The following is a 12,258-nucleotide window of genomic DNA, read 5'->3' on the forward strand; positions in this document are numbered from 1 at the left end:
GTCAGCGGTAGCCGGTCACATCGGCCGGTTTGCCCGCGTCCTGCACCTCGACGAGGTAGCGCCAGGCGTCCGGGCGGCTGCCGTCCAGGTCGGTGAAGCCGTACTCCTGGGCGAGTCCGCCACTGGAGAAGGACTGGCCGTTGCGGCGGGCCACCTCGGGGTCGGTGGCCAGGGCGGTGACGGCGCGGCCGACGTAACGCGGGGTCTCGGAGATCGCGAAGTGCGGGGTTGTTTTGAGTGCTTCACGCCAATTGTCCTCCCCGACGCCGTAGTGGCCGAGCATGATCTCCGAGCGCAGCCAGCCCGGCGTGAGGGCGACCGCGGTGGCGCCGCGCGGGCCGAGTTCGTGGCCGAGGACGAAGGCCATGCGCAGCACGGACGTCTTGGCGAGGTCGTAGAAGAAGGAGACGCGGTAGGTGTCGCGGTTGTACTCCGCGGTGCCGTCGGTGACCTCGACGACGAGTCCGCCGGGGTTGCGCAGGAGGAGGGGCAGGGCGTGGTGGCTGGTGATCGCGTGCGTCTCGACCGCGAGCCGGAGCAGCCTGAGGCCCTTGTCGAGGTCGTGCTCCCAGACGGGGGCGTCCCATGCGAAGAGGTTCTCGGCGCCCCAGATGTCGTTGACCAGGACGTCGAGCCGGCCCTGCTCGTCCGCGATGCGGTCCACGAGGGTGCGGACCTGGGCCGGGTCGAGATGGTCGGTGGGTACGGCGATGCCGTGGCCGCCGGCTTCGGTGACGAGGTCGGCGGTGTCCTCGATGGTCTCGGGGCGGTCGTACTCGGAGCGACGCTCGCGGGTGCTGCGGCCGGTGACGTAGACCGTGGCACCGGCCGCGCCGAGTTCCACGGCGATTCCGCGTCCCGCTCCTCGCGTCGCCCCGGCGACCAGCGCGATCCTGCCCTTCAGCGGCGCCCTGTCCGTCAGCGGTGCCTTGTCCTTCTGCGGCGCGGACATGTCCGACCTCCCGTTTCCCGTCGTGTGTGTGCTTCCACGTCGAGGATCTCGGGAAAACCGGACATCTTCTGTCGCCTATTGGCCGGTCTTCACCCGGCCGGACGCAACCTCGCGTCGAGCGCGTCCTCGTCCGCCAGGAACCACACCTGGCCGCCCTGGTTGGTCTCGTGCACGAAGTCGCGCAGGGCGGTGCTCTCGGAGACGTGCCGGGACACGTCTCCGACGATCACCAGGCGCTGGCGGTAGTTCACGAACTTCTGCATGACCGCGCCCGCCACCCCGGACCGCAGCCGGAAGAACTCGTCCGCGACCCGCTCGACGGGCACCGCCACGAGTTCGGCTTCCTGCCCCATCGCGTCGCCGATCAGGTCGAGCGCGGCCTGTTCACCGTCGAGCGGCGGGCCTTCGGCTGCGATGCGCAGGACGCGCACTCCGTGCAGGGTGACGAGCGTGTTGGTGGTCATGTCAGGTGATCGTAATGGCCCACCGGTTCAGTGCCCGCGCGCGATCCACTCCTCCAGGTGCGAGGCCTCGGCGCCGATGGTGGTGCCGTCGCCGTGGCCGGTGAGGACCTTGGTGTCGGGCGGCAGGGTGAGCAGACGGTCACGGATGGAGTCGATGATCGTCGGGAAGTGGGAGTAGGAGCGGCCGGTCGCGCCGGGGCCGCCCTGGAAGAGGGTGTCGCCGGTGAAGACGGTCGCGAGAGCGGGGTCGTAGAGGCAGACCGCGCCCGGTGCGTGCCCGGGGGTGTGGAGCACCCTCAGGTCGGCGCCGGCGGCCTCGATGACCTGGCCGTCGGCGAGGTGTGCGTCGGGGTCCCGGTCGGGGTGGGTCTGCTTCCACAGCGGCAGGTCGTCGGGGTGCAGCCAGATGGGGGCACCGGTGCGGTCGGCCAGGGCGGGCGCGGCGTCGATGTGGTCGTTGTGGGCGTGCGTGCACACGATGGCCACGAGCCGCCGGTCACCGACGGCTTCGAGGATGGCGTCGGCGTCGTGCGCGGCGTCGATGACGATCGCCTCGTGGTCGTCGCCGACGATCCACACGTTGTTGTCGACGTCCCAGGTGCCGCCGTCGAGCGTGAACTGCCCTGAGGTGACGAGGTGTTCGATGCGCGCGGCCATCACAGCACCACCACCGAACGCAGCACGTCGCCTTGGTGCATCCGCTCGAAGGCCTTCTCCACGTCGGTCAGTTCGATCGTCTCGGTCACGAACGCGCCCAGATCCAGGCGGCCTTGGAGATGGAGATCGATGAGCAGCGGGAAGTCGCGGGAGGGCAGACAGTCCCCGTACCAGGAGGACTTCAGCGCGCCGCCGCGACCGAAGACGTCCAGCAGCGGCAGTTCGAGCTTCATCTCCGGCGTGGGTACGCCGACCAGCACCACGGTCCCGGCGAGGTCGCGGGCGTAGAACGCCTGCTTGTACGTCTCCGGGCGGCCGACCGCCTCGATGACGACGTCGGCGCCGAAGCCGCCGGTCAGCTCGCGGATCGCCTCGATCGGGTCCGTCTCCTTGGAGTTGACCGTGTGGGTGGCGCCCATGGTCCGGGCGGTCTCCAGTTTGCGGTCGTCGATGTCCACGGCGATGATCCGCGCGGCCCCGGCCAGGTTCGACCCGGCGATCGCCGCGTCGCCCACGCCGCCGCAGCCGATGACGGCGACCGTGTCGCCCCGGCCGACGTTCCCCGTGTTGATCGCGGCGCCGATGCCGGCCATCACACCGCAGCCGAGCAGTCCGGCCACCTGCGGGGCGACGGAAGGGTCGACCTTGGTGCACTGGCCCGCCGCGACGAGCGTCTTGTCGGCGAAGGCGCCGATGCCCAGGGCCGGGGAGAGCTCGGTGCCGTCGGTGAGGGTCATCTTCTGCTTCGCGTTGTGCGTGTTGAAGCAGTACCAGGGGCGGCCGCGCAGACAGGCCCGGCAGTTCCCGCACACCGCACGCCAGTTGAGGATCACGAAGTCGCCGGGCGCGACGTCGGTGACGCCTTCGCCGACGGACTCCACGATGCCGGAGGCCTCGTGGCCGAGCAGGAACGGGAAGTCGTCGTTGATCCCGCCCTGCTTGTAGTGCAGGTCGGTGTGACAGACCCCGCAGGCCTGGATCTGTACGACCGCTTCACCCGGGCCGGGATCGGGCACGACGATCGTCTCCAGCCGTACCGGTTCGTCCTTGCCCGGTGCGATCACACCACGTACTTCCTGCGCCATGGTGGGGACCCCTTTCGTCGACCGACATCCGTCCTTTCGACCCTACGTGCAACTGATCAGGAGCGGCACGGTAAGGAACGGCCTCGTTGGGCCGGCTTTTCATGACCCCGGCAAGAATTCGCTATGAATCGTCCCTGCTCGCACCGGGTCTGCGTAGGTTGGCGAGCGGAATTCCAGCACGGCTCTCCCCTCGGGAGCCGAACAGCCACTCCCGCAGGAGCGCGGCATGAACAGCACGCCCGGAATCATTCCCGCGACGCCCGCCGAGGACGAGGACCTGCTCCGCGTATCCGCCGACTTCGGCCACATCGTGGGCTCCCGTCCCCGCGGTGTCCTCGCGGCCCGGTCCGCCGGCGCCGTCCGCGAGCTCGTCGCGTTCGCCGGACCGCGGGGCCTCGCGGTGTCCGCGCGCGGCGGCGGCCAGGCCCTGTACGGCGAGAGCCAGGCGGACGACGGTTACGTGGTCGACATGGCGGCGCTCGACGCGGTGCGCTGCGTGCCCGGCGAGCGGACACTGGTCGCCGGCGCGGGCGTCCTGTGGCGGGATGTCGTACGGGCCGCGCTCGCCGAGGGTCTCGCGCCGCCGGTGCTGCCGGACCACCTGGGCAGCAGCGTCGGCGGGGTGCTGAGCACCGGCGGCTTCGGCGGCTCCAGCCACCGCTTCGGTCTGGTCGCCGACTGGGTGCGGGAGTTGGAGGTCGTCACCGGCACCGGCGAGTGCGTGGTGTGCTCGCCCGAGGTCGAACCGGAGCTGTTCCACGCCGTCCTGGCCGGGCTCGGCCAGTGCGCGCTGATCGTCCGGGCCACGCTGCGGCTGGTGCCCGCGCCGACTGTGGTGCGCCGCTACCGTCTCCCCCACCCCGCCCCCGGCACGTTCTTCGCCGACCAGCGGCGGCTGGCCCGGGACGCCCGCTTCAGCCATGTCGTGGGCGAGGCCCGGCCCGCGCTCGACGGCGGCTGGAGGTACGTGATCGAGGCGGTGGCCCCGCACGTCGACGAACTCCCCTTCGACGACGGCCTGTTCGTCGGCGACTTGGACCACGAGCGGGACACGGCGGAGATCGAGGACCTCTCCTACGCGGAGTACCTGTACCGCCTCGACCGCGACGAACGCCTGCTGCGCGCCACCGGCGAATGGCAACGCCCGCACCCGTGGCTGACGTTGCTGCTCCCCGAGGAGGCCGCCGTCTCCTTCGTACCGTCGGTACTCGCGGCCACCGCGCAGGAGGGGTTGCAGGACGGCGGAGCCGTCCAGCTGCGCCCCCTCACGGGCAGCGCCCTGCACGCCCCGCTGTTGCGCCGCCCACCCGGCGAACTCCTCTGCCTGCTCTCCCTGATGCGCACGGCACCGCCGGAACGCCCGGACGTGGTCGGCGAGTTGATCACCGCGAACCGCACCCTCTACGACCGGGCGAGGACCGTCGGCGGAGTCCTGTACCCGGTCAGCGCACTGCCGATGACCCCAGAGGACTGGCGGGCCCACTACGGCCCGGCCTGGGAGGACCTGGTCCGCGCCAAGGCCCTGCACGACACGAACCGCGTCCTGACCAGGGGGTACGGCATGTGGCCGTGACCGCTTACCACCGGACGGGGCGACAGCCGAGGTGTCCGCCGACGTAGCCTGAATGCTCACCGCCCGTCGAAGGAGCGCAGTGAGCATCGTAGAGACCCGGCCCGACCCGCCCGCCTGGCGGCTGCTCCTCGCCTATGTCCGGCCGCACCGGTGGACGCTGCTCGCGGGCGCCCTGCTCTCGCTGCTCACCGGAGCCACCGGGCTGCTTCTGCCGCTGGTGGCCAAGGGGTTGATCGACGACCTCTCGCACGACCGCACCATCACCGGTGCCCTGCTGGCGATGTCCGCGCTCGTGGTGGCCAACGCGGCGCTGGGCGCGCTGGGTTCGTACGTGCTGCGGCGCACCGCCGAGTCGGTCGTGCTCGGCGCGCGGCGCGCTCTGTCGTCGTATCTGCTGCGGTTGCGGATCGCGGCCGTCGACCGGAGCGAGCCGGGCGACCTGATGGCCCGGATCACCTCCGACACCACCCTGTTGCGCGAGGTCACCACCGACTCGCTGGTGGGGCTGGGCACGGGCGGGCTGACGCTGGTGGCGACCATCGTGATGATGGGCCTGGTCGATCCGGTGCTGCTCGGGGTCACCCTGGCCGTGGTCGTCTGCGCGGGGACGGTCCTTGGTGTGATCGTCCCGCGCATCAACCGGGCCAGCCGCCAGGCGCAGGACGCGGTCGGCGTGATGGGTGCCTCGCTGGAGCGGATCCTGGGCGCGCTGCGCACGATCAAGGCGTCCGGCGCCGAGGACCGCGAGGAGCGCACCCTGCACGAGGCGGCCGAGGAGTCGTGGCGGCAGAGCGTGCGGGCCGCCAAGTGGACGGCGGCGGCGGGCAACACGGCGGGCCTGGCGATGCAGATCGCCTTCATCACGGTGCTCGCGGTGGGCGGGGCACGGGTCGCGACGGGGGCCATCGACGTCGGCACGCTGGTCGCGTTCCTGCTGTACGTCTTCTATCTGATGCAGCCGATCCAGCAGGTGGTCGGCGCGATCACCCAGTACCAGACGGGTGCCGCGGCCCTCGCCCGCATCCAGGAGGCGCTGAGCCTGCCCGCCGAACCGGCGGCCGAGCCCGCCGCGTTGCCGACCGGCGACGCCGAACCGGCCGCGCTCGCCTTCACGGACGTCCGCTTCCGGTACGCCGACGACCTGCCCTACGTCCACCACGGCGTGACGTTCGCCGTACCGGCCCAGGGCATGACCGCGTTCGTCGGCCCGTCCGGCGCGGGCAAGACGACGGTGTTCTCCCTCATCGAGCGGTTCTACGACCCCGAGTCGGGCACGATCACCCTCGACGGACTCCCCCTGGACGACTGGGAGTTGCCGAGGCTGCGGTCCGCGATCGGGTACGTCGAGCAGGACGCGCCGGTGCTGTCGGGCTCGCTGCGGGACAACCTGCTGCTGGGTAACCCGGAGGCGGACGGCGACGCGCTCACCAAGGTCCTCAAGACGACCCGCCTGGACGGTCTGATCGCCAAACTCCCCAAGGGAGTTGACACCCTGGTCGGCCACCGGGGCACCAAGCTCTCGGGCGGCGAACGGCAGCGCGTGGCCATCGCCCGTGCCCTGCTGCGCCGCCCTCGCCTTCTGCTGCTCGACGAGGCCACCTCGCAGCTGGACGCGGTGAACGAGGCCGCGCTGCGCGACACGGTCGCCGATGTCGCCCGTACGACCACGGTGTTGGTCGTCGCGCACCGGCTGTCGACGGTGACGACGGCCGACCGGATCGTGGTGATGGACGCGGGCCGGGTACGGGCCGTGGGCACCCACCGCGAACTGGTGGCCGCCGATCCGCTGTACGCGGAGCTGGCGGCCACACAGTTCCTGGCGACGGCGGGCTGATTCCTGGGCGTCGATCCCTAGAAGGGGTAGTGCGCCTGCTGGGTGGCGATGGTCACCCAGCGGGTGTTGGAGAACGCCTCGATGCCCCAGCGCCCGCCGAACCGCCCGTACCCGGAGGCCTTCGCCCCGCCGAAGGGGGCCTGCGGTTCGTCGGCCACCGACTGGTCGTTGATGTGCACGATGCCGGTGCGGATCCGGCGCGCGACGGCCAGCCCGTGGGTGGCGTTCTCGGTGATGATGCCGCAGGTCAGTCCGTTGTCGGTGTCGTTGGCGGCGGCCACCGCGGTGGCGTCGTCGGTGAAGGTGTCGAGCACGCAGACCGGCCCGAAGGCCTCCGCGTAGTACAGCTCGGCGTCCTTGGGCACCTCGCTCAGCACGGTCGCCGGGTGCACGGCCTCCGCGGGCTCGCCCCCTCCGACGACGACCTTCGCGCCCTTGGCCACGGCGTCCCCGACCAGCCCGGCCACCCGCCGCGCCGCCGACGTGCTCACCAACGGGCCCACCACGGTGTGCGGGTCCGACGGGTCACCGGCCTGCAGCGAGGCCACCTTCGCGGCGAACCTGGCGGTGAACTCCTCGGCCAGCGACTCGTGCACGAGGATCCGGTCGCCGGACATGCAGATCTGGCCCGCGTTCATGAACACGCTGAAGGTGACGGCGTCGACCGCGTAGTCCACGTCGGCGTCGGCGAGGACGAGCACGGCGTTCTTGCCGCCCAACTCCAGGACGGCGGGCTTGAGATGACGGGCCGCGTGCTCGCCGATGATGCGGCCGACGTTGGTGGAGCCGGTGAAGTTGACCGCGCGGACCCGCTCGTCGGCGATGAGCGCCTCGGCGATCTCGGCCGCGTCCTCGGGGGCGTTGGTGACCACGTTGAGCACGCCGTCGGGCAGCCCGGCCTCGCGCAGCACGTCGGCGACGAGGAATCCGCAGGCGAGCGGAGCGTCCTCGCTGGGCTTGACTACGACCGTGTTGCCGGCCGCCAGGGGTGCCGCGACGGCCCGTACGCCGAGGATCACCGGTGCGTTCCACGGCGCGAACGCGGCCACCACGCCGAGCGGTTCCCGCACGGCGAGGCCCAGCGCGCCCTGCTCCTGGGCGCTGAGCACCTCGCCGCGCGGTGCGGTGATCGCGGCGGCGGCCTCGCGCAGGATGTTCGCGGCCAGGGCCACGTTGAAGTACGCCCAGGGCCGGGTGCCGCCCGCCTCGTGGGCCATCAGCTCGGCGACCTGCTCGCCACGGGCGTCCAGCAGGTCGGCCGCCTTGAGGAAGATCGCCCGCCGCGCGAAGGGCGCCAGCGCCGCCCACTCCTCGAAGGCGGCGTCGGCGGCGTCCACGGCGCGCCGTACGTCCTCCGGGCCGGCGGCGGCCACGGTCGCGTACACCTCGCCGGTGTACGGATTCACGTCCTCGGCGGTCCGGCCGGAGGCGGCGGGCACGTCCTTGCCGCCGATGAACAGGTCACGGGTGATGGGCATCGTACGCACCTTTGCGTTCGCCAGGTGAAACTGTATTCACATTCCTGACGAAAGACTGCGATTCGACTGGGGCAATGTCAAGGGCCGCCCGGTGGTCCGGGCGGCCCTTGACTGGGACGTGCGACGTTCGGCCGACTACTCCATGCCCTCGAGCAGCCCGGTCACGGGGGCGGCGAGGTCGGTGACCTGGTGCAGCTGGTTGAGGTCGTTGAGCTTGTTCAGCTGCTGCAGCTGGCCGGACGGCCGCGGGATCGCCGACTTGTGCTGCTCCGGGATGTCGCTCACGGTGAGCGAGTCGAGCGTGGCGATGGGGTTGATTTTCCCGGCGTCCGGAGCGGCCGCCTCGGCCGCGCCCGCCATCGGCGCGGCGAGACCGGTGATACCGGCGGCGAGACCAACGGCGGCGACGATACGTCGTGTTGAGATCATGATTTCAGCAACGCCGCTCGGCGCCCGACGGTCACGGCCCGTGGGCGCTCCTCACCCGTCAGGCCCAGCGCGCGGTTGCGCTTGCCGAGCGTGCCGGGGCGGAGGAGGCTCGGAGGTGAGGTCCTCCGCGGCCCGTTTCCCTGTCGGGCCGCGGCCCTTCAGGGAGGTCACCATGGGCACGGCGGCACGCCCGGCGTTCGACAGCGACACACTGCGCCGGGGCATCGAAGGACACACACCGGAGACGCTTCTGTCTCTCTACGCGGACGACGCGGAACTGCGCGTCGTCAACCGCAACAGTCAGCCCAGCAACCCCACGGTCCTGCACGGCCGGGAGGCCATCGGCCGGATGCTGAGCGACGTCTACAGCCGCGACATGACGCACAAGCTGGAGAGGTGCGTGGTCCAGGGCGACAGCGCGGCCTTCAGCGAGTCCTGCCGGTACCCGGACGGGATGCGGGTCCTGTCCGAGTCGATGATCACGTTGCGCGACGGCAGGATCTCCGAACAGACCATGATCGAGGCATGGGACGAGTAGGCGGGAGAACCGCGCGGGTCCAGATCAGCTCGCGGCTGACCTGGACCTTCTCCGTACGGTCCGCGCTGGGCGGGACCAGGCGGCGACGCCCGGGCTCCGCGGCGGGCCGGCACGTGTCCGCCGTCGTTCTCCGGTCGGCCCTGAGGGCTGCCCGGCCCCGCCCGCTCCCTCCCGCACGGCGTGCCACCCGCAGACGTTAGGCTCGTACCGGGCCGTGACTGGCGCTGAGGTGGAGTACCACCGGGGAGCGGCCTCGCAGAGCAACTGCCGTGCGCCTGGGCGATCCCGTCATCCAGCCCAGGAGTGGATCATGTCTCAGGCCCGGCTCATGGAGGGCACCTCCCTCGCCCGGCGCATCGTCGAGGACGCCGCCAAGAAGGCCGCCGACCTCACCGACCGCACGGGCGCCGCACCGTGTCTCGCGACCGTCCTGGTCGGCGAGGACCCCGCCTCCGTCACCTACGTCCGCATGAAGCAGAACCGCTGCCGCAAGGCCGGCATCGAGTCCCGCCACGTGGCCCTGCCCGCGACCACGACCACCGAGGAACTGATCACCACGCTGCGCGGCCTGTCGGACGACCCCGGTGTGCACGGCATCCTGTTGCAGCACCCGATGGGCGAACACATCGACGAGCGGGCCGCGTTCGAGGCGATCGCGCCCGAGAAGGACGTCGACGGCGTCACCTTCGCCTCCTTCGCGACGATGAGCTTCGGCCTGCCGGGATTCGTGTCCTGCACACCCGGCGGCATTGTGCGGCTGCTCGACGAGTACGAGGTCGACCCGTCCGGCAGGCGTGCCGTGGTCGTCGGCCGCAGCGCGATCCTCGGCAAGCCGGTGGGCATGCTGCTGCTCGCCCGGGACGCGACGGTGACGTACTGCCACTCCCGGACGAAGGACCTGTCGGACGTGGTCCGGGAGGCGGACATCGTGGTCGCGGCCGTGGGCCGGCCCCGGCTGATCCGCGGGGCGGACATCAAGCCCGGCGCCGTCGTGATCGACGCCGGGTACAACCCGGGCAACGTCGGTGACGTCGACTTCGACTCGGTCGCGGAGCGCGCGGGCCTCATCACTCCGGTGCCGGGCGGCGTCGGTCCGATGACGATCGCGACGCTCCTCGAACAGACCGTGGACGCGGCCGCCCGGCAGCTCGGGGTGTGATCAGCGCATCCACGCGCTGTAGTCCGCGACCGCGCCCGCCTTCACCCCGTACTCGGGCACGGCCTTCGTGTAGACGGCCTCCAGGCCGAGGACGGCTCCGGTGGACGGGTCCATGATCAGCATGTGGCGGTAGCCGGACCCGTCGTACACGTAGGCCTGTCCGCGGCGGCCGAGGCGGTCGGTCACCTGGCCGACAGGACGCAACCCCTCGGCGTCGGCGAGCAATTCGGCGAGCGCCGCGGACTCGGCCGCGCCGAGCGTCCAGTTGTCGAGCAACACCCCGACCGCGTCGAGGAGATGGGGGGTGGTCATGGTGCCGTGCGTATAGGTGGCCTCCGTCAGGTAGGCGCGCAGCTTCGTGGGGTCGTGCGGGGGCGGCGACTCGGGCGGGGCGTCGCTCCAACTGGGCGGGTAGGTCTGGCGGTTGATGACGTGGCCGTCCTCGACGAGGTGCGGTTCGCCGTTCGCGTCGCTGAGGACCGGGCGGCCGGGGTGGCGCGGGTCGGTGGCGACCACGAGTTCCGTGTGGCTGCCGTCCGCCTTCCAGCGCACGACGCGCTCCTGCGGGAGGGTGATCGGGGACTTGTCGTCGCTCATGCCCAGGCTCCAGGACTGGGCATGCGTGCCCTTGCGCAGCCGCGGCGAGGCGTCGGTCGCGATCGCCTCGGCCAGCTCGGCCAGTTGACGCAGAGATACGGGAGTGGAGTCGGCCTGGACGACCAGCGGGCGCGGGGCGGCGACCGCGGGAGCGGTGCTCGGGCCGCTGAGCAGCAGGGTCAGCGCGGTCGTGGCGACGACGGCGGCGGCCGCGAGGCTCCACAGGAGTCGGGTGCGGCGACGCGCCAGGGGGCGTTCGTGCAGCAGCCGGTCGAGGCGGCGTTCGGCGTGGTGGTCGAGGGGGCCGTCGCCGTAGTGGGGGCCGTCGACCGGCATGGGGTTGGCGCGGCGCAGAAGGTCGAGGTCGAGGTCGTCAGCCATGGCCGTGTTCCTTGGTCAGGGTGGCGTCGGTACGGGTGGCGTCGGGGCAGACGCGGTCGATCTCGGCTCTGAGCCGGCGCCGGGCCCGGTGCAGCCGCATCGCGGCGGCTCGACGGCCGCAGCCGAGAACGACGGCGACCTCGTCGATGGCCAGTTCCTCCCACGCCGTCAGGCGCAGTACCTCCTGGTCGGCCTCGGAGAGCCGGGCCAGCGCCTCGTGCACCCAGGCGCCCGGGGCGTCGGTGTCGGGTCCGGCCACGACCTGCCGGCCGTGCGCGGTCTCGTCGTTGCCCAGCCGCGCGACCAGCCGGCGCCGGCGTCCGTGGCCGCGTACCGCGTTCGCCAGGCAGTTCCGTGCCACTCCGTACAGCCAGGGCAGGGGGGATCCCGGCAGGTCGGTCCGGCGCCGCCAGGCGACCGTGAACACCTCCGCCACCACTTCCTCCACCTCGCCGGTACGCCCGTCCAGTCGCCGCGCGACATAGCGGCTGACCGCCCAGTAGTGCTCGCGATAGGCAGCGGCGAAGAACTCGTCGTTGCTCATGTCCCGTACGTGTCCGGCACTCGCCGAAACGTCACACCCCGATTCCGTGATTCACCTCGCGTTCCCCGAGTGTGACCGGTGGGGCGGCAGCGGACACAGGCGGGGCGTGAAGAACATCCATGTCAAGAGCATCAAGTGGCTGACCACCACGGACCACAAGACCATCGGAACGCTGTATCTCGTCACGTCGTTCGCGTTCTTCCTGATCGGCGGCGTGATGGCGCTGCTGATGCGCGCCGAGCTCGCCCGTCCTGGTCTGCAGATCATGTCGAACGAGCAGTTCAACCAGGCGTTCACGATGCACGGCACGATCATGCTGCTGATGTTCGCGACGCCGCTGTTCGCCGGCTTCACGAACTGGATCATGCCGCTCCAGATCGGCGCGCCCGACGTGGCCTTCCCGCGGCTGAACATGTTCGCCTACTGGCTCTACCTGTTCGGCTCCACCATCGCGGTGGGCGGTTTCCTGACCCCCTCGGGCGCGGCCGACTTCGGCTGGTTCGCCTACAGCCCGCTGTCGGACGCGGTCCGCTCGCCGGGCATCGGCGCCGACCTGTGGATCATGGG

At 71.4% G+C, this 12,258-nt stretch carries 13 protein-coding genes and 1 riboswitch; of the genes, 5 read left to right on the forward strand and 8 right to left on the reverse strand.

All coding sequences use genetic code 11. The features are described from left to right. Position 1: 1 nt before the first annotated feature. From ACIP6U_RS12360 to ACIP6U_RS12375, 4 genes are all read right to left on the reverse strand, one after another. Positions 2 to 952 (reverse strand): SDR family oxidoreductase, encoded by a 951-nt coding sequence (locus tag ACIP6U_RS12360; RefSeq protein WP_401715487.1) that lies wholly within the window; start codon positions 950 to 952, stop codon positions 2 to 4. A gap of 89 nt (positions 953 to 1,041) precedes the next feature. Continuing rightward, on the reverse strand, positions 1,042 to 1,416 hold the full coding sequence (locus tag ACIP6U_RS12365) for a DUF4180 domain-containing protein (RefSeq protein WP_401715488.1): 375 nt from the start codon (positions 1,414 to 1,416) through the stop codon (positions 1,042 to 1,044). Positions 1,417 to 1,443: 27 nt separating this feature from the next. Further along, positions 1,444 to 2,073: an MBL fold metallo-hydrolase gene (locus tag ACIP6U_RS12370; protein WP_401715490.1), complete on the reverse strand. Its 630-nt coding sequence runs from the start codon at positions 2,071 to 2,073 to the stop codon at positions 1,444 to 1,446. Then, entirely contained in the window at positions 2,073 to 3,158 is a 1,086-nt protein-coding gene (locus ACIP6U_RS12375; RefSeq protein ID WP_123996174.1) for an S-(hydroxymethyl)mycothiol dehydrogenase, read from the reverse strand. Before ACIP6U_RS12375 ends, ACIP6U_RS12370 begins: the two co-directional genes overlap by 1 nt. A gap of 226 nt (positions 3,159 to 3,384) precedes the next feature. Here ACIP6U_RS12375 and ACIP6U_RS12380 point away from each other — a divergent pair, with 226 nt between their 5' ends. Next, positions 3,385 to 4,731, forward strand: a complete 1,347-nt coding sequence (locus ACIP6U_RS12380; RefSeq protein WP_401715492.1) for an FAD-binding protein — start codon at positions 3,385 to 3,387, stop codon at positions 4,729 to 4,731. 52 nt (positions 4,732 to 4,783) lie between these two features. Beyond that, positions 4,784 to 6,565 carry an ABC transporter ATP-binding protein gene (locus ACIP6U_RS12385; RefSeq protein ID WP_401715493.1) on the forward strand — a complete coding sequence of 594 codons (1,782 nt, stop codon included), beginning with the start codon at positions 4,784 to 4,786 and terminating at the stop codon, positions 6,563 to 6,565. A 17-nt stretch (positions 6,566 to 6,582) separates the two neighbouring features. Here the strand turns inward: ACIP6U_RS12385 and ACIP6U_RS12390 are convergent, their stop codons facing one another. Continuing rightward, on the reverse strand, positions 6,583 to 8,043 hold the full coding sequence (locus ACIP6U_RS12390; protein ID WP_401715494.1) for an aldehyde dehydrogenase family protein: 1,461 nt from the start codon (positions 8,041 to 8,043) through the stop codon (positions 6,583 to 6,585). A gap of 135 nt (positions 8,044 to 8,178) precedes the next feature. Next, positions 8,179 to 8,472 carry a hypothetical protein gene (locus tag ACIP6U_RS12395; protein WP_123996178.1) on the reverse strand — a complete coding sequence of 98 codons (294 nt, stop codon included), beginning with the start codon at positions 8,470 to 8,472 and terminating at the stop codon, positions 8,179 to 8,181. A gap of 172 nt (positions 8,473 to 8,644) precedes the next feature. Here ACIP6U_RS12395 and ACIP6U_RS12400 point away from each other — a divergent pair, with 172 nt between their 5' ends. Together ACIP6U_RS12400 and ACIP6U_RS12405 are read left to right on the forward strand one after the other, a co-directional pair. Beyond that, positions 8,645 to 9,010 carry a nuclear transport factor 2 family protein gene (locus ACIP6U_RS12400; protein WP_401715496.1) on the forward strand — a complete coding sequence of 122 codons (366 nt, stop codon included), beginning with the start codon at positions 8,645 to 8,647 and terminating at the stop codon, positions 9,008 to 9,010. A 204-nt stretch (positions 9,011 to 9,214) separates the two neighbouring features. Next, a riboswitch (ZMP/ZTP riboswitch) is annotated at positions 9,215 to 9,298 on the forward strand. A 22-nt stretch (positions 9,299 to 9,320) separates the two neighbouring features. Continuing rightward, on the forward strand, positions 9,321 to 10,169 hold the full coding sequence (locus tag ACIP6U_RS12405) for a bifunctional 5,10-methylenetetrahydrofolate dehydrogenase/5,10-methenyltetrahydrofolate cyclohydrolase (protein ID WP_401715497.1): 849 nt from the start codon (positions 9,321 to 9,323) through the stop codon (positions 10,167 to 10,169). Here ACIP6U_RS12405 and ACIP6U_RS12410 read toward each other — a convergent pair whose 3' ends face one another. Together ACIP6U_RS12410 and ACIP6U_RS12415 are read right to left on the reverse strand one after the other, a co-directional pair. Beyond that, positions 10,170 to 11,147 (reverse strand): CU044_5270 family protein, encoded by a 978-nt coding sequence (locus tag ACIP6U_RS12410; RefSeq protein WP_401715499.1) that lies wholly within the window; start codon positions 11,145 to 11,147, stop codon positions 10,170 to 10,172. Continuing rightward, a complete protein-coding gene (locus tag ACIP6U_RS12415; RefSeq protein WP_401715501.1) occupies positions 11,140 to 11,691 on the reverse strand; it encodes an RNA polymerase sigma factor in 552 nt (183 codons plus the stop codon). Before ACIP6U_RS12415 ends, ACIP6U_RS12410 begins: the two co-directional genes overlap by 8 nt. 106 nt (positions 11,692 to 11,797) lie before the next feature. Here ACIP6U_RS12415 and ACIP6U_RS12420 point away from each other — a divergent pair. Then, on the forward strand, positions 11,798 to 12,258 hold a 461-nt coding region (locus ACIP6U_RS12420), incomplete at its 3' end, for a cbb3-type cytochrome c oxidase subunit I (protein ID WP_401715502.1).

The sequence above is a fragment of the Streptomyces sp. NPDC088794 genome (assembly GCF_044750545.1).
Classification (GTDB): Bacteria; Actinomycetota; Actinomycetes; order Streptomycetales; family Streptomycetaceae; genus Streptomyces.

What these genes read in the sequence shown, in the direction of transcription:
- ACIP6U_RS12385 (WP_401715493.1), top strand. Translation starts at nt 4,784, where the DNA reads ATGCTCACCGCCCGTCGAAGGAGCGCAGTGAGCATCGTAGAGACCCGG.
- ACIP6U_RS12395 (WP_123996178.1), bottom strand. Translation starts at nt 8,472, where the DNA reads ATGATCTCAACACGACGTATCGTCGCCGCCGTTGGTCTCGCCGCCGGT.
- ACIP6U_RS12360 (WP_401715487.1), bottom strand. Translation starts at nt 952, where the DNA reads ATGTCCGCGCCGCAGAAGGACAAGGCACCGCTGACGGACAGGGCGCCG.
- ACIP6U_RS12375 (WP_123996174.1), bottom strand. Translation starts at nt 3,158, where the DNA reads ATGGCGCAGGAAGTACGTGGTGTGATCGCACCGGGCAAGGACGAACCG.
- ACIP6U_RS12405 (WP_401715497.1), top strand. Translation starts at nt 9,321, where the DNA reads ATGTCTCAGGCCCGGCTCATGGAGGGCACCTCCCTCGCCCGGCGCATC.
- ACIP6U_RS12390 (WP_401715494.1), bottom strand. Translation starts at nt 8,043, where the DNA reads ATGCCCATCACCCGTGACCTGTTCATCGGCGGCAAGGACGTGCCCGCC.
- ACIP6U_RS12410 (WP_401715499.1), bottom strand. Translation starts at nt 11,147, where the DNA reads ATGGCTGACGACCTCGACCTCGACCTTCTGCGCCGCGCCAACCCCATG.
- ACIP6U_RS12365 (WP_401715488.1), bottom strand. Translation starts at nt 1,416, where the DNA reads ATGACCACCAACACGCTCGTCACCCTGCACGGAGTGCGCGTCCTGCGC.
- ACIP6U_RS12380 (WP_401715492.1), top strand. Translation starts at nt 3,385, where the DNA reads ATGAACAGCACGCCCGGAATCATTCCCGCGACGCCCGCCGAGGACGAG.
- ACIP6U_RS12370 (WP_401715490.1), bottom strand. Translation starts at nt 2,073, where the DNA reads ATGGCCGCGCGCATCGAACACCTCGTCACCTCAGGGCAGTTCACGCTC.
- ACIP6U_RS12400 (WP_401715496.1), top strand. Translation starts at nt 8,645, where the DNA reads ATGGGCACGGCGGCACGCCCGGCGTTCGACAGCGACACACTGCGCCGG.
- ACIP6U_RS12415 (WP_401715501.1), bottom strand. Translation starts at nt 11,691, where the DNA reads ATGAGCAACGACGAGTTCTTCGCCGCTGCCTATCGCGAGCACTACTGG.